General features: G+C 71.0%; 18 protein-coding genes. 8 read left to right on the forward strand and 10 right to left on the reverse strand.

Features of this window, described 5'->3' with window-relative positions; translation table 11 throughout:
• The 5 genes from ctaE (AC0VX6_RS19695) to ctaE (AC0VX6_RS19715) all read right to left on the reverse strand — a co-directional run bounded on the left by ctaE (AC0VX6_RS19695) (nucleotide 1) and on the right by ctaE (AC0VX6_RS19715) (nucleotide 5,437).
• Nucleotides 1–627 (reverse strand): aa3-type cytochrome oxidase subunit III, encoded by a 627-nt coding sequence (gene ctaE / locus AC0VX6_RS19695; RefSeq protein ID WP_013154151.1) that lies wholly within the window; start codon nucleotides 625–627, stop codon nucleotides 1–3.
• 457 nt (nucleotides 628–1,084) lie between these two features.
• Nucleotides 1,085–2,740 (reverse strand): cytochrome bc1 complex cytochrome b subunit, encoded by a 1,656-nt coding sequence (gene qcrB, locus AC0VX6_RS19700; RefSeq protein WP_274974101.1) that lies wholly within the window; start codon nucleotides 2,738–2,740, stop codon nucleotides 1,085–1,087.
• Nucleotides 2,741–2,743: 3 nt separating this feature from the next.
• The gene (gene qcrA / locus AC0VX6_RS19705; RefSeq protein WP_274974102.1) at nucleotides 2,744–3,865 is read right to left on the reverse strand and encodes a cytochrome bc1 complex Rieske iron-sulfur subunit; all 1,122 of its coding nucleotides are present in this window, start codon (nucleotides 3,863–3,865) and stop codon (nucleotides 2,744–2,746) included.
• Nucleotides 3,858–4,793 carry a cytochrome bc1 complex diheme cytochrome c subunit gene (gene qcrC / locus AC0VX6_RS19710; RefSeq protein ID WP_274974103.1) on the reverse strand — a complete coding sequence of 312 codons (936 nt, stop codon included), beginning with the start codon at nucleotides 4,791–4,793 and terminating at the stop codon, nucleotides 3,858–3,860. Before qcrC ends, qcrA begins: the two co-directional genes overlap by 8 nt.
• 17 nt (nucleotides 4,794–4,810) lie before the next feature.
• The gene (gene ctaE, locus AC0VX6_RS19715) at nucleotides 4,811–5,437 is read right to left on the reverse strand and encodes an aa3-type cytochrome oxidase subunit III (RefSeq protein WP_013154151.1); all 627 of its coding nucleotides are present in this window, start codon (nucleotides 5,435–5,437) and stop codon (nucleotides 4,811–4,813) included.
• A gap of 478 nt (nucleotides 5,438–5,915) precedes the next feature.
• Here ctaE (AC0VX6_RS19715) and AC0VX6_RS19720 point away from each other — a divergent pair, with 478 nt between their 5' ends.
• The 3 genes from AC0VX6_RS19720 (at nucleotide 5,916) to trpD (ending at nucleotide 7,681) form a co-directional block, all read left to right on the forward strand.
• A complete protein-coding gene (locus AC0VX6_RS19720; protein ID WP_274974104.1) occupies nucleotides 5,916–6,356 on the forward strand; it encodes a response regulator in 441 nt (146 codons plus the stop codon).
• A 5-nt stretch (nucleotides 6,357–6,361) separates the two neighbouring features.
• Nucleotides 6,362–6,499, forward strand: coding sequence for a hypothetical protein (locus AC0VX6_RS19725; protein ID WP_274974105.1), 138 nt, complete (start codon nucleotides 6,362–6,364; stop codon nucleotides 6,497–6,499).
• Nucleotides 6,500–6,568: 69 nt separating this feature from the next.
• On the forward strand, nucleotides 6,569–7,681 hold the full coding sequence (trpD, locus tag AC0VX6_RS19730) for an anthranilate phosphoribosyltransferase (RefSeq protein WP_475465545.1): 1,113 nt from the start codon (nucleotides 6,569–6,571) through the stop codon (nucleotides 7,679–7,681).
• Between the two features lie 94 nt (nucleotides 7,682–7,775).
• Here the strand turns inward: trpD and AC0VX6_RS19735 are convergent, their stop codons facing one another.
• The 4 genes from AC0VX6_RS19735 to AC0VX6_RS19750 form a co-directional block, all read right to left on the reverse strand.
• Entirely contained in the window at nucleotides 7,776–8,207 is a 432-nt protein-coding gene (locus AC0VX6_RS19735) for a protein-tyrosine phosphatase family protein (protein ID WP_475465547.1), read from the reverse strand.
• A 6-nt stretch (nucleotides 8,208–8,213) separates the two neighbouring features.
• On the reverse strand, nucleotides 8,214–8,489 hold the full coding sequence (locus AC0VX6_RS19740) for an Lrp/AsnC family transcriptional regulator (protein WP_274974108.1): 276 nt from the start codon (nucleotides 8,487–8,489) through the stop codon (nucleotides 8,214–8,216).
• A 76-nt stretch (nucleotides 8,490–8,565) separates the two neighbouring features.
• Nucleotides 8,566–9,330 carry a rhomboid family intramembrane serine protease gene (locus AC0VX6_RS19745; RefSeq protein WP_274974109.1) on the reverse strand — a complete coding sequence of 255 codons (765 nt, stop codon included), beginning with the start codon at nucleotides 9,328–9,330 and terminating at the stop codon, nucleotides 8,566–8,568.
• On the reverse strand, nucleotides 9,308–11,098 hold the full coding sequence (locus tag AC0VX6_RS19750; RefSeq protein ID WP_274974110.1) for a DEDD exonuclease domain-containing protein: 1,791 nt from the start codon (nucleotides 11,096–11,098) through the stop codon (nucleotides 9,308–9,310). Before AC0VX6_RS19750 ends, AC0VX6_RS19745 begins: the two co-directional genes overlap by 23 nt.
• Before the next feature lie 131 nt (nucleotides 11,099–11,229).
• Here AC0VX6_RS19750 and AC0VX6_RS19755 point away from each other — a divergent pair, with 131 nt between their 5' ends.
• The 5 genes from AC0VX6_RS19755 (at nucleotide 11,230) to AC0VX6_RS19775 (ending at nucleotide 16,996) form a co-directional block, all read left to right on the forward strand.
• A complete protein-coding gene (locus AC0VX6_RS19755) occupies nucleotides 11,230–11,511 on the forward strand; it encodes a hypothetical protein (RefSeq protein ID WP_274974111.1) in 282 nt (93 codons plus the stop codon).
• Complete coding sequence (locus AC0VX6_RS19760) at nucleotides 11,508–12,950, forward strand: NYN domain-containing protein (protein WP_274974112.1); 1,443 nt, start codon at nucleotides 11,508–11,510, stop codon at nucleotides 12,948–12,950. Before AC0VX6_RS19755 ends, AC0VX6_RS19760 begins: the two co-directional genes overlap by 4 nt.
• Nucleotides 12,951–13,319: 369 nt before the next feature.
• A complete protein-coding gene (locus tag AC0VX6_RS19765) occupies nucleotides 13,320–14,324 on the forward strand; it encodes a C40 family peptidase (protein WP_274974113.1) in 1,005 nt (334 codons plus the stop codon).
• Nucleotides 14,325–14,662: 338 nt separating this feature from the next.
• Nucleotides 14,663–15,709, forward strand: a complete 1,047-nt coding sequence (locus AC0VX6_RS19770; RefSeq protein WP_475465549.1) for a C40 family peptidase — start codon at nucleotides 14,663–14,665, stop codon at nucleotides 15,707–15,709.
• 132 nt (nucleotides 15,710–15,841) lie between these two features.
• Complete coding sequence (locus AC0VX6_RS19775; RefSeq protein WP_274974115.1) at nucleotides 15,842–16,996, forward strand: glycosyltransferase family 4 protein; 1,155 nt, start codon at nucleotides 15,842–15,844, stop codon at nucleotides 16,994–16,996.
• Here AC0VX6_RS19775 and AC0VX6_RS19780 read toward each other — a convergent pair.
• Nucleotides 16,993–18,291 (reverse strand): L,D-transpeptidase, encoded by a 1,299-nt coding sequence (locus tag AC0VX6_RS19780; RefSeq protein ID WP_475465551.1) that lies wholly within the window; start codon nucleotides 18,289–18,291, stop codon nucleotides 16,993–16,995. The two genes, AC0VX6_RS19775 and AC0VX6_RS19780, sit on opposite strands and share 4 nt — an antisense overlap.
• Between the last annotated feature and the right edge of the window lie 417 nt (nucleotides 18,292–18,708).

The raw sequence follows: 18,708 nt of genomic DNA on the forward strand, positions 1-18,708 counted from the left end.
TTACTGGATGAAGTAGATGGTGAAGAACAAAGCGATCCAGACCACATCGACGAAGTGCCAGTAGTAGGACACGACGATCGCGCTGGTCGCCTGCTGGTGGGTGAAGCGCTTCGCGGCGTACGTACGTCCCAACATGATGAGGAACGCGATCAGCCCACCGATGACGTGGAGTCCGTGGAAGCCCGTGGTCAGGTAGAACATCGACCCGTAAGCGCTCGACTGAAGAGTCAGGCCCCCGTGGAAGATGAGCTCGTAGTACTCGTAGGCCTGCCCAAGGACGAAGAACAGGCCCATGAAGAACGTGATGAAGAACCACATACGCAGCTTCTTGACGTCACCGCGCTCGGCGGCCCAAACGCCGGCCTGCGCGGTGAAGCTCGAAGCCACCAGGACCACGGTGATCGCCGACGCCCACGGCACGTTCAGGTGGGTGTCGGGCCACTGCCCCAGGTCGGGGTTTCCGTTGGTCACCGATCGGATCGTGAAGTACATCGCGAACAGCGCAGCGAAGAACATGAGCTCGTTGGCCAACCAAACGATGGTGCCAACGCTCACCAGGTCAGGACGCTTTGCCGCACCATGTGCTGGTGTCGGTGCTGATTTTGGGTTCGCGGTTGCTGTCGCCACGCCAGCATTATTACGGCATCTCAGCAAGACCCGAATCCGCCCCCCTGTTATCGCCCCCTCCGAGACGCCGCAGGAGGGCTGGACCGCCTACGCACACGGGCTTCCAGGCTCCGCGAGCCATGGAGAGAAACGGAAATTCGACACCTTCTAGGCATGAACAGCACGCCCACTAAACACGCGTCACGGGCGTCCCAAAATTCACATAATTGTGCGTGCCAAAGGGACTCCGCACACGAGAAAAAGAACGTCGCGGCTGGTCATCCCGCTCATGCCCCGGGCCCGTCCGGTATCGGGGAGCAGGCCCGGCGGACCCCCGGCACACGGGCGGGAGGGCTTCATGTCACACGGGCCGCGAGGAGCCCCGCGACGGGTCCGGTGTCGCCCGCATGTCGCCCGACAACACGACGGACCCGGTCGCGGTGCGACCGGGTCCGTCGAGGAGGTGGGGTGAGGGGCCCTAGTGGTGGGCCGCCTCCTTCTCCGCCTCGGTGGAGGAGTGGTGCGGGTGGTGGCCGTTGTGCGCCTCCACCCCCTCCAGGGACACGTCGTCCTTGGTGTACCAACGCGCCAGGGCCTTGCGGAGCCTGCCGCTGCCCTTGCGGGCCTCGGGGTTCTCCACACCCCTGCCGTCCGCGTCGGAGTCGTCCTTCAGTGCCGTCGAGGTGATGACCGGCTTGCTCTCCAAAACATGCACCGTCTCCGGGGAGCTGTGCTTGTGCACCTCCACGAACTCACCGCTGGGCAGCTGCTGGATGGTGCCGCTCTCGTAGCCGTGCTCCAGGGTCTCCCGGTCGCGGCGCTGCAGCCCCAGGCAGATGCGCTTGGTGATGAAGAAGGCCGCGATCGGACCCACGATGACCAGCACACGGAAGATGTACGTGGTCATGTACAGGCTGATCGAGAAGGTCTCCGAGATGATGTCGTTGGACCCCGCCAGCCAGAGCAGGCCGTAGAAGGTGATGCCCATGACGCCCACGCCGGTGCGCACCGGTGCGTTGCGCGGACGGTCGGCGACGTTGCGCGCGCGCTTGTCGCCGGTGATCCACTGCTCGATGAACGGCCATGCGGCCAGTCCGCCGAAGATCAGGCCCGGGATGACCAGGCCCGGCACCAGCACACCGGTCGGGATCGCGTAACCGAAGGGCGCGATGTCGAACCAGTTCGGGAAGATGCGCAGCGACCCCTCCATGAAGCCCATGTACCAGTCGGGCTGGAGCCCGGAGGTGATGGACGTCGGGGTGAAGGGCCCGAACAGGTGGATCGGGTTGATCTGCACGAACGCGCTCAGCAGGGCGATCACCGCGAACGTGAAGAAGAAGAACCCGCCCGCCTTGACCGCGAAGGCCGGGAACATGGGTGTTCCGACCACGGTCTTGTCCGTGCGCCCGGTACCGGGGTACTGGGTGTGCTTCTGGTGCCACAGGATCATGAAGTGCGCGACGATCAGACCCAGAAGCAGGGCCGGGATCGCGAGCACGTGCAGCATGTACAGCCTCGTGATGATGTCCTCGCCGGGGAACTCCCCGCCGAAGAGGAACATCGACACGTACGGGCCGATGAGCGGCAGCGCCATCATCACGCCCTGGAGGATGCGCACGCCCATGCCCGAGGGCAGGTCGTCGGGCAGCGAGTAGCCGAAGAGGCCCTCCAGCATCGCCAGGACGAAGATCGCGACGCCGATCAGCCAGTTGATCTCGCGCGGCTTGCGGAACGCACCGGTGAAGAACACCCGGAGCATGTGCACGACGAGCGAGGCCACGAAGATCAGCGCGGCCCAGTGGTGGATCTGGCGGACCAGGAGCCCGCCGCGCACCTCGAAGGTGATGTGGAGCGTGGAGGCGTAGGCCTCCGACATGGGAACGCCCTGGAGGCGTTCGTAGGAGCCGTCGTAGATGACCTCCAGCATGCTCGGCTTGAACCAGAGCGTGAGGAAGACACCTGTGAGCAGCAGGATGATGAACGAGTAGAGCGCGATCTCGCCCAGCATGAACGACCAGTGGTTCGGGAAGACCTTGCGCAGGTTCTTCTCGCCGGTCTTGGCCAGGTGGAAGCGGTCGTCGATGAAGTTGCCGACGCCGCGAAGCGCCTTGGGTGCTTGCGTGGTCTTACTCATCGGCTAGTCCTTCGCGTAATCCCAGAACGTCGGACCGGGCGGCGCGACGAAGTCGCCGGTCGCGATGAGGTAGCCCTCGTCGTCGACACCGATCGGCAGCTGCGGCAGCGGCCGGTGCGCCGGACCGAACACGACCTCGGCCGCGTTCGACGCGTCGAACGTCGACTGGTGGCACGGGCACAGGATGCGGTGCGTCGTGCGTTCGTACAGGGCCGCGGGGCAGCCCACGTGGGTGCAGATCTTGGAGTAGGCGACGATGCCGTTGTGCGTCCAGTTCAGACGCGTCTGACCGTCGGCGCCCTCGACCTCCTCGGTCATCCGCTCCTGCCAGTCCTCCTCGGGGACCTTGATCAGGAGGATGACGGACTTGGCCTGGTCGTTGAGGCTGATCCCGTGCGGGTAGTGGTCGTCGTCGATCGCGGGCAGGGCCGAGATCATCCCGTTGGGGTCGTTCTCGAAGTCCTCCGCGCGAATGGCGCGGTGGGTGCCCTCGACGTACATCCGGCGGCCGTCGCGCCACGGCGTGGTCTTGAGCTTGTCGCCGGGCAGCGGGCCGGTGTCGCGCAGCAGCACGATCGGTGCCAGCCCCAGCGGCAGCATCGCCAGGATGAGCGTGCGGCGCATCAGCGGACGCTTGGTGAAACCGCTCTCGTCGGCGCCCCGCATGAAGAAGGCGCTGAAGGAGCCCTTCTCCTTCTCGTCCGAGGGCAGCTCGTCGTAGGGAGAGGCCACCTCGTAGTGCGGCATCACCTGACGCGCCCACACCGTCATACCCGCACCGATGCCGAACATGGCCAGCGTCAGCGTGCCGCCCAGCAGCATGTTCGAGTACTGGGCGATCTGCGGGTCGGCGATCCGGCTCGGACCGAAGAGGAAGTAGGCGACCAGGAAGCCGATCCCGCCCAGGAAGGCGATCACGAACCACACCGAGGCGAGCTTCTCGCCCCGACGCTGCATCTCCTCCGGCCGCGCGTGCGTCTCGGAGGCCTTGTACGGTCCTTCGTGGACCCCCTCCGAAGTCGTGGAAGTGCCGGAGACCACGGGGTCTCCGGCCTTGGGGGTGCCGACCACGCGTTCGGGCGTGGCCTCTCCCCCGCTGCTGTCGTTGCTGTTGTTCTCAGTCATGAGCTCGCTGCTTCGCGGTGATCCAGATCGCGCAGGCAATGATCAGAGCGAGGCCGACGACCCAGCTGATCAAACCCTCGGCGACCTGGCCGACACGGTCCAGATCGAAAATGCCACCGGCGTTGGGTTCGGCCTGGAGAGTCTTGATATAGGAGATCAACTCCTGCTTCTCCTCCGGCTCGATCACCGTGTCACTGAACATCGGCATCGCACCCGGACCACTGACCATCGCCTCATAGATCTGACGCGCGGACGCGTCATGAATCTCCGGAGCCCAACGACCATCCGTAAGAGCACCACCCCCACCAGACCAACCATGGCAATGCGCACAGTTGGTCAGGTACAGACGCATACCCATGTCAGTGTCGTCAGCGCCCTGGACGTAAGCCTCGTACTCGGCCTCGAACTCCTCAAGCGCGGCCTCATAAGAAGCCTCGTCCTCGAACTCCCCACGCTCGGGCGCCTCACCCGGAACGTCATAAGGAACATCAGGACCACCAGTCCTGATCTGCGCGTTGTAGTACGCGATCAGGTCCTGCAGATCCTCCTCCGACATCGCCATCGGCTTGCGCGGCATCTGCGCGTCGGGGTTCATCGACGGCATACGCCCCGTGCTGACCTGAAAATCGATGGCCGCCGCACCCGAGTCACGGATGTCAGGACCCCGGGTGTACTCCCCGTCCTCACCGTAGGTGCCACTGCCGTCGTAGTTGTGACAGGTCGCGCACGTCTGGTTGAAGATGTCCTCGCCGTTGGCCACATCGACCTCATCGGCCGAAGGAGGAGCCTCAGCGGCCAGAGTCTGCGCCTGGGCCTGGTCCGCGGTGGGCGCCAGAGCGGCGTACCCCACCCCGAACAGGGCTAGCGCGAGGATGACGACGACATACCCCGCCAGGGGATGCCGCCGCCGCGCGGTAATCCATTTCACGGTTTCCCCGTTTCGGGTTACTGGATGAAGTAGATGGTGAAGAACAAAGCGATCCAGACCACATCGACGAAGTGCCAGTAGTAGGACACGACGATCGCGCTGGTCGCCTGCTGGTGGGTGAAGCGCTTCGCGGCGTACGTACGTCCCAACATGATGAGGAACGCGATCAGCCCACCGATGACGTGGAGTCCGTGGAAGCCCGTGGTCAGGTAGAACATCGACCCGTAAGCGCTCGACTGAAGAGTCAGGCCCCCGTGGAAGATGAGCTCGTAGTACTCGTAGGCCTGCCCAAGGACGAAGAACAGGCCCATGAAGAACGTGATGAAGAACCACATACGCAGCTTCTTGACGTCACCGCGCTCGGCGGCCCAAACGCCGGCCTGCGCGGTGAAGCTCGAAGCCACCAGGACCACGGTGATCGCCGACGCCCACGGCACGTTCAGGTGGGTGTCGGGCCACTGCCCCAGGTCGGGGTTTCCGTTGGTCACCGATCGGATCGTGAAGTACATCGCGAACAGCGCAGCGAAGAACATGAGCTCGTTGGCCAACCAAACGATGGTGCCAACGCTCACCAGGTCAGGACGCTTTGCCGCACCATGTGCTGGTGTCGGTGCTGATTTTGGGTTCGCGGTTGCTGTCGCCACGCCAGCATTATTACGGCATCTCGGAGAGGGCCGTACCCGACTCTCCGTAACAGGGCGGGTCAGGCCCGGTACGGGGCACTCTGGGGCCCCGGACGGCCAGCTGGCACCGGTTGATCGTGACTCGGACGTTACTGTATCGGCTTTGCCCCTCCAGCCACACCAGTAACATACCCAGAGTGACCGAAATTCGGGATCCCCTGCGGCTAGGGCGATCCAGCACCCCTGAGGTGTCGGCCCGGCCTACGACAGGTTACGGCCAGACATCAAGAAAATCACCTTTTGATAACAGGGCTTGGGGGTGGGGTTAGCCCGTGCTCTGAATGTGGTGGCCCAGGTCTCAGTACCCGGCACGCCCCCGGCCCCTCTTCTGTGCAGCGGGGCCCCGAGGCAATACAGTCAGAGGGCATACAGCCAACGAACGCCCCGGCCGCACCCCCACGGCGACGGCCGCGGACAGAAGCGATGGGACGGTTGCGCGATGGTGGTCAGCGGTACGGACACGGGTGCCAGGATGCGCGTGCTGGTCTACAGCGACGACGCCGACACCCGCGAGCAGGTGCGGCTGGCGGTCGGCCGGCGCCCCTCTGCCGACGTTCCCCTCGTGGAGTTCGTCGAGTGCGCGACCGCGCCCATGGTCCTGCGCAAGCTGGAGGACACCGACCCCGCCGCACGCGTGGACGTGGCGATCTTCGACGGCGAGGCCTCCCCCGTCGGCGGGATGGGCCTGTGCCGCCAGGTCAAGGACGAGATCTACCGCTGCCCGCCGGTCCTGCTGCTGGTGGGACGGCGCGACGACGGCTGGCTGGCCACCTGGTCCCAGGCCGAGCAGGTCGTCAGCCACCCGATCGACCCCGTCGCGCTCGCCGAAGCCCTGGCCGAGCTCATGCGCCAGCGGGTCGCGGCGGCCCTGAACGGGTGACACGCGTGCGAGACGGTCTCGGAACGGGCCACCGCGGCGACGCGGAGCCGCGCCGCCGCCGCGCGGTGGGCGCGGCCCTGCACCACGGCGCCGACATCGGGCGATGGCGCGCCCACGCCGCGCCCCTTCCTCCCAGCGCCTGAGGGCGGCCCGCCCGCGCGCCGCGCCCCCGGCCCCTTCCGTGCCCGTTCCTTCACCGTGGAGCAACCCAGATGAACGTCCCCGCAGCCAACCCTCCCGCCGGATCCGGAGCCGCGAACTCCGACGAGCCGTCCGCCGTGACCGAGCGGACCTGGTCCAACCTCATCACCGCCCTGCTGGGCGGACGGACCCTGAGCGCCGACGACACCGCGTGGGCGATGAACGAGATCATGTCCGAGGCCGCGACCGACGCCCAGATCGCCGGGTTCGCCATCGCGCTGCGCGCCAAGGGCGAGAGCGTGTCGGAGGTGACCGGCCTGGCCCGGGGCATGCTCGACAACGCCGTGCGCATCCACGTCCCCGGGCCGACCCTGGACATCGTCGGCACCGGCGGCGACCGCGCGCACACCGTGAACGTGTCCACGATGGCGGCGATCGTGGCCTCGGCCGCGGGCGCCCGCGTGGTCAAGCACGGCAACCGGGCGGCGTCCTCCTCCTGCGGCACCGCCGACGTGCTGGAGCGCCTGGGCGTGGTCCTGGACCTGCCGCCGGAGCTGACCGTGCGGGTGGCCGAGGAGGCGGGCATCGCCTTCTGCTTCGCCCCGGTCTTCCACCCCTCGTTCCGCTTCACAGCCAAGCCCCGCCGCGAACTGGCGGTGCCGACGGTGTTCAACTTCCTGGGCCCGCTGACCAACCCGGCCCAGCCCACCACCTCGGCCATCGGGGTGTTCGACGAGCGCATGTGCGAGGTGATCGCCGGGGTGTTCGCTCGCCGCGGCTCCTCGGCGCTGGTGTTCCGGGGCGACGACGGGCTGGACGAGCTGACCACCACGACCACCTCCACCGTGTGGGTGGTGGGTGACGGCGCTGCCCGGCGCGAGACGCTCGACCCCGCCGACCTGGGCATCGCCCGCTCACGGCCCGAGGACCTGCGCGGCGGCGACGTCGGGTTCAACGCCCAGGCCGTGCGCGACCTCCTGGCCGGCCGCACCGGCCCGGTGCGCGACGCCGTGCTGCTCAACGCGGGCGCCGCCCTGGCCGCCGTGGACGGCATCCGGGGCCCCCTGCTGGAGTCGGTGCGCGCCGGGTACGAGCGGGCCGCCGCGGCGGTGGACAGCGGCGCCGCCGAGCGCGCGCTGGAGCGCTGGGTGGAGACCAGCCAGCAGTACGCCAAGTCGCTGTGAACACGCTCCGGGGGCGCGGCGGCGGGGCGACCCGTCGCCGCGCCCGCGGCGTTCCGCCCGCCCGCCGGGGCCGGTGGTCCGCCCGTGGCGGGGCTCAGGACTCGAAGCGGGCCACGAAACGGCGCTGCCAGGGGGTCTCCACCGCACGCGGCGAGTAGTGCGCGCGGACGTAGGCGACCGCCTCGCGCGCGGGGACCCCGTCCAGCACCGCCAGGCACGCCAGCGCCGTGCCGGTGCGCCCCCGGCCGCCACCGCAGGCGACCTCGACGCGTTCGGACCCGGCGCGCTCCCACGCCTCGCGCAGGGCCGCGCGCACGGCCCCGGGGTCGGAGGGCAGCCCGAAGTCCCGCCACCGCAGCCAGCGCCCCTCCCAGGGCACGGGCGCCGGTTCGCGGCCCAGCAGGTACAGCCCGAGGTCGGGCGCGGGCCCGGACGGCAGCGGGCTCCTCAGGCCCCGGCCGCGCACCAGCCTGCCCGAGGGCAGCGCGAGCACCCTCGGCTCCTCCGCATTCCAGGTAGCGGCCACGACCGGCTACCAGCCCAGGGCGAAGGCCGACTCCAGGTCGTGCCTGGAGTAGGCCTGGAAGGAGATGTGGGTGTCGGAGGAGAGCACGCCGGGCACCTTGTTCACCCGGCCGGGGATCACCTCGGCCAGGTCCTCGTGCCTGCGCACCCGCACCATGGCGATGAGGTCGACGCCGCCGGTGACCGAGTAGACCTCGCTCACCCCGTCGATCTCCGCGATCGCCCCGGCGACCTCGGGGATGCGGTGGACGTCGGCCTTGATCATGACGATCGCGGTGATCACTGTGCCTCCAGGGCGGTTCCTCGGAAAATGTCGGGACGGGCGCGACGACCGCGCCGGGGCGCACCGGGGCGTGCGCCTAGTAGACGTCGGACAGCCGCGTCCCGGAGCGCCATCGCAGCCGGTAGACCACCAGTCCCACGACCACCCCCGCGACGAACCCGTACACGTGCGCCGCGTAGGCGACGCCGCCTCCGGCGCCGGGGGCGCTCGATGTGGTGACGTAGAGAAGATACTGAAGAGCGAAGTAGCTGCCCACCACGGCCCACCCGGGCAGGCGCATCGGGATCACCCCGAACACCAGCGTGGTCACCCGGCTGCGGAACTGCACGACCAGGTAGGCGCCCAGTACGCCCGAGATGGCCCCGGACGCGCCCACCATGGGCATGGCGGCGTCGACGTCGGTCAGCGCGAAGCCGTAGGCGGCGGCGACCCCGGTGGCCAGGTACAGCCCCGTGAAGCGCAGCTTGCCGATCCGGTCCTCGACCACGGGCCCGAACACGAACAGGTACACCAGGTTGCCGATCAGGTGCCCGGGCCCGCTGTGCAGGAACATCGAGCTGAACACCGAGAACCACACCGGCTTGCCGTCGAGCTGCCCGCACTCGGGGACCGCGTGCGGGACCAGGTCGGTCCGGCCCGTGATCTCGGCGGGCACCGCCCCCCAGTACATGAAGTAGTCCTGGATCGCGCAGAAGCGCTCGAACATGTCCGCCGGGTACCACACCGCGGTCAGCGCCTGCGGTGAGACCAGGTAGACGAGGACGTTGACCGCGACCAGCGTGTACGAGACGACGGGGACGCGGCGGACGGGGTAGTCGTCATTGAGCGGAAGCGCGGCCATGGGCCCAGTGTGTCATCCCGGTGTGCGCCTCGGCGCTGCGCAACGGGCATGTCCACTCCCCGTCGATCTCGACCAGCCGGGTGGCGGGGTCGGCGAGCCAGTCCAGGACCAGCTCGGTCTCCCCCGGGAGCGCGCCGGGGCTGGGCCCGTGCCCGGCGGGCACGTACTCGGCGGTGGCCACGAGGGAGGCCAGGAACGCGGCGGGGTCGGTGCCCGGGCGCAGCACGGCGCTGGCGGCCAGGCGGCCGTGGCGGACCACGCAGGTCTCCCAGCCAGCGGCGGTGCGGCGGGAGGCGACCAGGTGCGCGACCGCGGCGATGGCCGACAGGCGCTGGGCCCGTCTGGCTCCGCGCAGGAACGCGGTGAGGCGGTCGCGCAGGTGCGCGGCCTCCTCGTAGCGCAGGTCGGCGGCGAGTTCGCCGATGCGCGCGGTGTGCGCGTCCACCACGGCGGCGGGGTCCCCGGTCATCGCCACGCGCGCCGCCTCGGCGTGCACCGCGTACTCGGCCACGCTCTCGCTGCCGTCGCAGGGCGCGCCGCAGCGGCCCAGCTGGGCCACCACGCACGGACCCGTCCACCGCGCTCCCGAGGTGACCACCTCCGGGGCGACGCGGGCCCCTCCACCGTCTCCCCCGACGGCCGCCTTCGGGGGCCGGAAGGTGTGCGCGCACTGGCGCAGCGGGAAGACGTGGAGCAGCGCCTCCCTGGCGCGCTCGGCCTCGCGGGGCGAGGAGTAGGGCCCGATGTGGGCCGCGCCCTCGCCGTCGGCCGTGCGCACCACGGACAGGCGCGGGAAGGCGTCGGCGGTGAGCCGGACCCAGGAGGCCCGCTCGGGGTTGCGCGAACGCCGGTTGTAGGGCGGTTTGCGTTCGGCGATGATGCGCAGCTCGCGGACGGAGGCCTCCAGCTCGCTGGAGCACACGATGGGGGTCACACCCGCCACCAGGCCCGCCATCTCGCGGATGCGCTGGCGGCTCTCGGCCGCGGTGAAGTAGGTGCGCACCCGGCGGCGCAGGTTCTTGCTCTTGCCGACGTAGAGGCTCTCCCCGCGGGCGTCGGTGAACACGTACACGCCCGGCTCCTCCGGCAGGCCCTCGGCCAGGTGGCGCCTGCTGCGCTGGGCCTTGGTGGGCGGCTTGGTGACCGCGCGCAGCTCCTCCACGCTGGACACCCCCATGGGGCGCAGGCGCTCCACGAGCCCGTGCAGGACACCGACGGTGGCGCGGGCGTCCTCCAGGGCGCGGTGGTTGGGCGCGACCGGGACCCCGAAGTAGACCGCCAGCGTGGCCAGCCGGTGGTTGCGCGTCTCGCCGCGCGCGAGCACGGCGCGGGCCAGGCGCAGCGTGTCCACGACCGGGTAGCCGGGCCAGTCCGTGCCGTGGCGTTCGCACGCGGCCTTGAGGAAGCCGGTGTCGAAGGGCGCGTTGTGGGCCACCAGCACGGTGTCGGGTTCGGCGTCCAGGAAGGCCAGCAGCCGGGGCAGGACCTCCTCCATCGGCGGGGCCGAGGCCACCATCGACTGGGTGATCCCCGTCAGGAGGGTGATGTTGGCCGGTATGGGGGTACCTGGATCCACCAGGGTGGCGAACTCGCCGACGACCTCGCCGCCGCGCACCCTGACCGCGCCGACCTCCGTGATCCGGGAGCCGCTGGCGCTGGTGCCGGTGGTCTCCAGGTCCAGCACCACGAAGGACGCCGCGGCCAACGGCGTACCGAGGTCGCTGATGCTGGTCTGCACGCCGGCGGGCGCCGAGGACTGTCGAACCACCCGGTCAGGGTAGTCGGCGGCGGGGACAACCCGTCGGAATACGGTCTGACCTGCCCGACATGCAAAGATGTGGGTCATCGGGGCGGCGGCCGGGCCGCCGCCCCGCCAGAGCACCAGACGAGGGAGGAACCGTGGGGATCGCGATGCCGGGTGACAGTGAGCGGTGGCGGTGCACCGGATGCGGCAATCTCACACGGTTCGACGTGACCCGGACCGTGCGCTCCCAGGACTACGTCCACCTGGACCTGGCCGGTGAGGGCGGGGTCGAGGAGCGCACCGTGCTCTCCGAGACCATCGAGCGGGTGCGGTGCCGCTGGTGCGGCGCCACCGACAGCGTCGAGATCATCGCCCGCCCCGACGCCGACCGGCCGGTCCCCGGCTCCTCGGCGGAGAGCCCGACGGGTCGGGCATGAGCGCCCGCCCCGGTGCGGGCGGCGACTCCGACGGCGGCGACCCGCTCGACGGTGGCGACCACCCGGCGCGGGACCGCGGCCACGGCGTCGGCGATGACGGCGGCGACAGCGGCGGTGACGGCAACGGCGGTGACGGCGGCGAACGGCTGGCCCGGCCGCTGCCCGAGCAGGTGCGCGCCCGGGTCGTCGAGTACGGCTCGGACGTGCTCGGCGGCATGCGCGCGAGCGACCTGCCCCCGCTGCTGCGCAGGGTCGCCAGGTTCGAGCCGCGCCGCCGGGCCCGGCTCGCCGGACCGCAGATCGCCGCCCAGCTGGAGAACGACGAGGCCTTCCGCGGCATGGTCGCGGCCCGCGTGGACCAGGTGTGGCCCGAGCTGGCCGAGGGCCTGCGCTCGGGCGTGGTGCCCCCCGCGGCCGACCCCGTGGCCGTGGCCGCCTCCGCCTACCTGCTGCGGCCCCCGGGATGGCCCGGCATCGTCGAGGACGTCCACCGGGAGCTGGAGCGCCAGACCAGCGCCAAGGAGGCGGACCAGGCCGCGGAGGCCCTGGACGCCGCCCGCCGCCAACTGGACGAGACCCGGCACGGCCACCAGGAGGAGCTGGAGCGGCTGCGGTCCCAGATCAAGTCCCAGCGCACCGAGATCGCCGAGCTGCGCCGCAAGGTGCACACCGAGCGCCAGCGGGCCAAGGAGGCCACCGAGCGGGCCTCGCGCGCGCTGACCGAGACGGCCGGACGCGAGTCGGAGTCGGCCGCGCGGGTCGGCGCGCTGGAGTCGCAGAACCGGCGGCTGAGATCGAGGCTGGCCGCCGCCGAGGCCCAGCTGGACAACGCCCGGCGGGCGGTGCGCGCCGGGCGCAACGCCGACGAGGCGCGGCTGCGCGTGCTGCTGGACGTGCTGGTGGAGGCCTCCCACGGCCTGCGCCGCGAACTGGCACTGCCCACCGCCCTGGACAGCCCCGCCGACCTGGTGGCCGAGACCGAGCAGCAGCGGCGGGTGTCGCTGGGCGGTCTGCCCGACGACGACCCCGGCCTGCTGGAGCACCTGCTCACCGCGCCCCGAGTGCACCTGCTGGTGGACGGCTACAACGTCACCAAGACCGGCTACGGGACCCTCCCCCTGGCCGACCAGCGCACCCGGCTGATGAACTCCCTGGAGGGGCTGGCCAGCCGGACCAAGGCCGAGATCACGTGCGTGTTCGACGGCGCGGACGTGGACACCCCGCCGGTGATGGCGGCGCCGCGCCGGGTGCGGCTGCTGTTCAGCGCGCCCGGGGAGACCGCGGACGAGCTGATCGTGCGGCTGGTGCGCGCCGAACCCCCCGGGCGGCCGATCGCGGTGGTCACCTCCGACCGCGAGATCGTGACGGCGGTGCGCCGCGCCGGGGCGCGCGCGGTGCCCTCGACGATCTTCCTTCGCCGCCTGGAGTCGCACGGCTGACGGGGCCGGGCGCCCGCCGCACGGGCGGGCGCGGCCCCGCCCCGGCGCCGCGGGGACACACCGACCCCAGGCGTTACCTCTTCGTTACCCCGCTCGGTCCGCGGCTCCCTCCCAGGAACGACGCGCGTGCCGCGGACCACGGCACGCGCTGTGAACACCGGCACGTACGGGGTCCCGTGGTTGAGCTGTGCAGAACGGTCCGCTAGGTTCTTCCCGGAACGTGAGTGCTCCACCGGACAGCAAGGCCGCGACTGAGCCCGCCGGTCGGGACCCGCACACTCACCCGCGCCCGCGCCCCGCGCGGGCCCCGTCACTGTTCTCCCCGCACCCCTATGCGGACTTGCCCGACCCCAAGGAGCGTGGACCGCCATGAAGAACCCCGGTGGACGACGTACGGCTCGCCGATTCGCCGCCACGACCGGAATCAGCGCGGTCGTCGCGGGCACCATGCTCGTCCCCGGCACCGCCTACGCGGAGCCGACCCAGGACGAGGTCGAAGACAAGATCGAGGAGCTGCGCGAGGAGGTCTCCACCGCGGTCGAGGAGTACAACCAGGCCAAGGAGGACCACGACGTCGCCGAGACCCTCTACGAGGACCTCGACGAGCAGGTCGGCGACGAGGAGGAGCGCTACGAGGAGCTGCGCGGCAAGGTGCAGGAGCTCGCCAGCGCCACCTACCAGTCCGGCGACCTGGACTCCATGACCAACATCCTCTCCTCCGACGGCCCCGAGAGCCTGCTGGAGCAGAACGCCGACCTCAACTACCTGTCGGAGGCCCAGAAGGCCCAGCTCGACGAGTTCGGCGCCTCCCACGAGCGGCTGTTCGCCCTCAAGGACGAGGCCGAGGAGGCCCTGGACGAGGCCGGGACCGCGCTGGAGGAGGCCGAGGAGGCCAAGACCGGCGTCGAGGAGAAGCTGGAGGAGCAGGAGACGCTCCTGGCCCAGTTCCCCGACTCCGACCCGGCCGCCGAGGGCGCCGACAGCAGCGGCGGACAGTCCTACACCGGCTCCGCCTCGGGCAGCGCGGGCGCGGCCCTGGACTTCGCCTACGCCCAGATCGGCAAGCCCTACGTGTGGGGCGGCACCGGCCCCAACGGCTACGACTGCTCCGGCCTGGTCCAGGCCGCCTGGCGCGCGGGCGGCGTCGACCTGCCCCGCACCACCTACGCCCAGGCCGAGGTGGGCAACCGCATCTACGACATGAACGCCCTCCAGCCCGGCGACATCATGTTCTTCTTCGGCGGCCTGAGCCACGACGGGCTCTACGCCGGAAACGGCCAGATGGTGCACGCGCCCAGCAGCGGCAGCAACATCGAGGTCGTCGGCCTGGCCGCCTACTGGGGCGGCCAGTTCCAGTTCGCCGTCCGCCCGTAGAGGGGACCGAAGCACGAAGGGCCGTCACCCGCCGGGTGGCGGCCCGCCGCCGTTTAACGGACAGCAACCCGGTTTTCGGACAGGCAGCACCAACCGGTGGAACATCACGAAAAGGTTGAGAGCGACCCGGCGGATGCACTAGTGTTCATCGCCGAGCGCGGTTGCCACCTCATTCACCGCCCCCTGGCGGTGACGGCCGCGCCCCGGTCGGGCCGACCCCACCCCGCGGGTCACGGCCCCGCACCCTCCCGGCCCCGCCCGGAAGGCCCCCAGCCCCCGCCCGGCGCATCCCTCGACCCTTCCCCACGGCATGGGACAAGGGGAGAAAGGTCTACCACGTGTTGGCATCCCGTCACGTCCGCAGGCGCCGCACCGCGGTCTTGTCCTCCCTGACCGCCGCGGCCCTTCTGCTACCCGCCGCGGTGGCCCACGCCGATCCGACCGCCGAGGAGGTCCGCGAGGAGATCGAGACCCTCGAAGAGGAGTACATCGAGCTCAACGCGGCCTACAACGAGGCCAAGGAGACGCACGAGGCCGCCCAGGAGGAGCTGGAGGGCATCCTGGAGGAGGTTGAGGCCGCCGAGGAGAAGGTCGCCGAACTCGGCTTGGGCGCCCGGCAGCTCGCCAGCTCCACCTACACCGGCGTCGACTTCACCTCCTTCCACCAACTGCTCAGCTCCACCGGCCCCGAGGACGCCCTGACCCACCAGGCCGACCTGGACTACCTGTCGGCCCAGAACGACGGCAACCTGGAGCAGTACGTCACCGAGCTGGAGAACCTGGAGGCCCTGGAGGCCGAGGCCAGCGCCACCGAGGAGGAGGCCGCCGAGGCCCTCAAGGAGGCCGAGGAGGCCACCGAGGCGGCCGAGGAGGCCATCGACGAGCAGGAGGGACTCCTCTCGGAGCTGACCGCGGAGGAGCAGGCCGCTGCCACCCAGAACGTCGGCCAGACCGGCGGCGGGGGCAGCGGCGGAAGCGGCGGCGGAGGAGGAGGCGGCGGCAGCTACACCGGCCCCGCCTCGGGCAACGCCAGGACCGCCCTGGACTTCGCCTACGCCCAGATCGGCAAGCCCTACGGCTGGGGCGCCACCGGCCCCGGCTCCTACGACTGCTCCGGCCTGACCCAGGCCGCCTGGGCCTCCGCCGGAGTCAGCCTGCCCCGCACCACCTACCAGCAGGTCAACGCGGGCCAGCGGGTCTCCTGGGAGAACAAGCAGCCCGGCGACCTGCTGTTCTTCTACCCCGGCGGCAGCGGCCCCGAGCACGTGGGCCTGTACGCGGGCGACAACGTCATGGTGCACGCCTCCACCTCGGCCCGCCCCATCGGCACGGTCACCCTGAACGACTACTACCGCGCCAACTTCGTCACCGCCGTCCGCCCCTGACCGGCGCCCGGCCCCGGTGCCCCGCGACGCACGCCGTCGCGGGGCACCGCCGTCTTCCGGACCCGCCCCGCGCCGCGGCCCGGCCCGCGTGGAACGCCCCCCGCCGACCCCGCCGCGCCTAGACTCGCCCCTGTGCCGCGAACTCTGATCATCACCAACGACTTCCCGCCCAAGCCCGGCGGCATCGAGGCCTTCGTCCACGAGATGGCCCTGCGCCGCCCCCGCGGATCGGTCGTGGTCTACTGCTCCTCCCCCGCCCGGGCCGACGCCGCCGCCGACCCGCACTTCGACCTGCGCCAGCCCTTCCCCGTCGTGCGCGACGCCGCCCGCGTCCTGCTGCCCACGCCGCGCGTGGCACGGCGGGCACGCGCCATCGCCGACCTGGAGGGCTGCGACACGGTGCTCTACGGCGCCGCCGCCCCGCTGGGACTGCTCGCCGCCGGGCTGGGCGAGGGCACCCCCGTCAAACGCCAGGTGGCCATCAGCCACGGCCACGAGACCTGGTGGGCCACGATGCCCGGATCCCGCGAGGCGCTGCGCCGCATCGGCGACACCACCGACACCGTCACCTACCTGGGCGAGTACACCCGCCGCCACCTGGCCCGCGCCCTGTCCCCCGACGCGGCCGCCCGCATGCGCCAACTGACGCCCGGCGTGGACACCGGGGTCTTCCGGCCCGGCGTCGGCGGCGAGGAGGTCCGCGCCCGCCTGGGCCTGGGCGACCGCCCCGTGGTGCTGTGCGTGTCCCGGCTCGTGCCACGCAAGGGCCAGGACACCCTGATCCGCGCCTGGCCCCGCGTCCTGGCCGAGGTGCCCGACGCGGTCCTGCTCGTCGTCGGCGACGGCCCCCACCGCCGGAGCCTGCTCTCGGCCGCGCGCGGAACGCCGTCAGTGGTCTTCACCGGCTCGGTCCCCCACCGCGACCTGCCGCCCTACTACGACGCCGCCGACGTGTTCGCCATGCCCTGCCGCAGCCGTAGGGGCGGCCTGGAGGCCGAGGGCCTGGGCATCGTCTACCTGGAGGCCTCGGCCTGCGGCCTGCCGGTGGTCGCGGGGAACTCCGGGGGCGCACCCGCCACGGTCCGGGACGGCGAGACCGGCCTGGTCGTGGACGGCTCACTGCCCGGCCCCTCCGCGCGCGCCCTCATCGCCCTGCTGAAGGACCCCGGGCGCGCCGCCCAGATGGGCGCACGCGGCCGCGCGTGGGTGAGCCGCTCCTGGACCTGGGAGCACACCGCCGGGCGCCTGGACGCCCTCCTGGAGGGCTCCCCGGACCTGCCCGCCTAGAGCCCCTCGCCGTGCACGGAGCCGGGGGTGCCCGAACCGTCGGTCACCTGAGGCTCGCCGGTCGCGCTCTGGTCCAGCCACTCGTCCCAGGACCGCTGCCAGAAACCCCAGCCGTTGTCCCACTCCAGCTCCCGGTCGGTCCCGGTGGTCTCCAGGACGTCGCCCATCAGGGAGTTCTCGTAGAACCAGCGGGCGTCCTCCACCGACATGTTCGTGCAGCCGTTGGAGGTGTCGGCCGACCCGATCCTGTCGTTCCAGGGGGCGGCGTGGGCGAACTCGCCGCTGTTGGAGGTGCGCACCGCCCAGTCCACGTCGAGCTTGTAGTAGTCGGGCGAGTCCTCGGGGATGCCCAGGGTGGCCGCGTCCATGACCAGGGACTCGTACTTCTCCATGGTCAGGTGCGTCCCCGAGGTGGTGGTGTTGAGGCGCTTGGAGGCCTCGCCGTTGCTCACGGGGATGGTGCGCGCGGGTTCGCCGTCGATCTCCACCAGCATCTCGTGGTCGGGCACGTGCATGGTCGAGACCATCTCGCGGCCGACCTCGAACTCCAGACGGTGGTTCTCGATCCCGTAGACGCCCTCGGAGGCCTCCACCCCCGCCAGGCGCAGGTCCACGCTCACCTGCTGGTAGGGCTCCCAGTACTCGCGGGGGCGGAACACCGCGGTCTTGTCGCCGACCCAGTTCCAGGCGCCCTCCACCCCCTGCTCGGAGGTCACCTCCATGGAGTTCTCCACCTGGGCCTTGTTGGTCACCGGCAGGTCGAAGTTGACGATGACCGGCATGCCCACGCCGACGGTGTCGCCGGAGGTGGGGAAGTTGGAGGCCAGTTCCAGGCGCCGCCCGGGCACGGCCTCCTCGGTGGAGAACTCCACGACCGCCTCGGAGGTCTCCCCGGCGTCGTCCTCGGCGGTGGCGCGGACGGTGACCGCGGAGCCCGGAGCCAGGTTCCAGTCGCTCACCCACCGGGTGCCGTCCTCGCTCAGGGCGCCGGTGAACTCCCACTGCTCGGCGTCCCCGGCCGCCCCGGCGTCCTCACCCTCCTCCGCGGCGGGGGACTGCTCGACGCGGACGTCGGTGAGCGAGCCCTCCTCCGCCGACACCCGTACCGGGGTGTCGGGGGCGACGGAGGAGGCCCCCTCCTCGGGGGTGACGCTGATCCGCGGCCCGGTCTCGGCCTCCTCGCTGGGAGCCGCAGCCGGCTCCTGCTGGGCGGGGCCGGTGCAGGCCGTCGCGGCGAGCGCGACCGCGGCGGCGGCCGCCGCCAGAGCGCGGGGTGCGCGAACTCGTCCCTTCACGACAAGGACCTCCAGCCTCCGTTGCGACGGGACCTCGGCGCGCGGGGCGCACCCGTGTCCGCGGTGCCCTGTCAGGTCAAGTGCAGGAAAACCTTACCCCGGTGGGAAGTCATGACACTGAGCACCCGGACGGGAGTGCGCGAGGCCATGACTCCGACACCGGGGTCGGAGTGTGAGAAGCCATGACACTGAGCACCCGGACGGGAGTGCGCGAGGCCATGACTCCGACACCGGGGTCGGAGTGTGAGAAGCCATGACACTGAGCACCCGGACGGGAGCACGCGAGGCCATGACACGAACACGCGGGGGGTTGCCGACGGCCACCCCACACGCGGTCAGGGCCGTGACAGGAAAGACGGCCGGACGCGTCCCGGGGACGCGTCCGGCCGTCGGGTGGGGGGCCGTCGCGCGGTGCGG

The sequence above is a fragment of the Nocardiopsis sp. iso_25 genome (genome assembly GCF_056173305.1).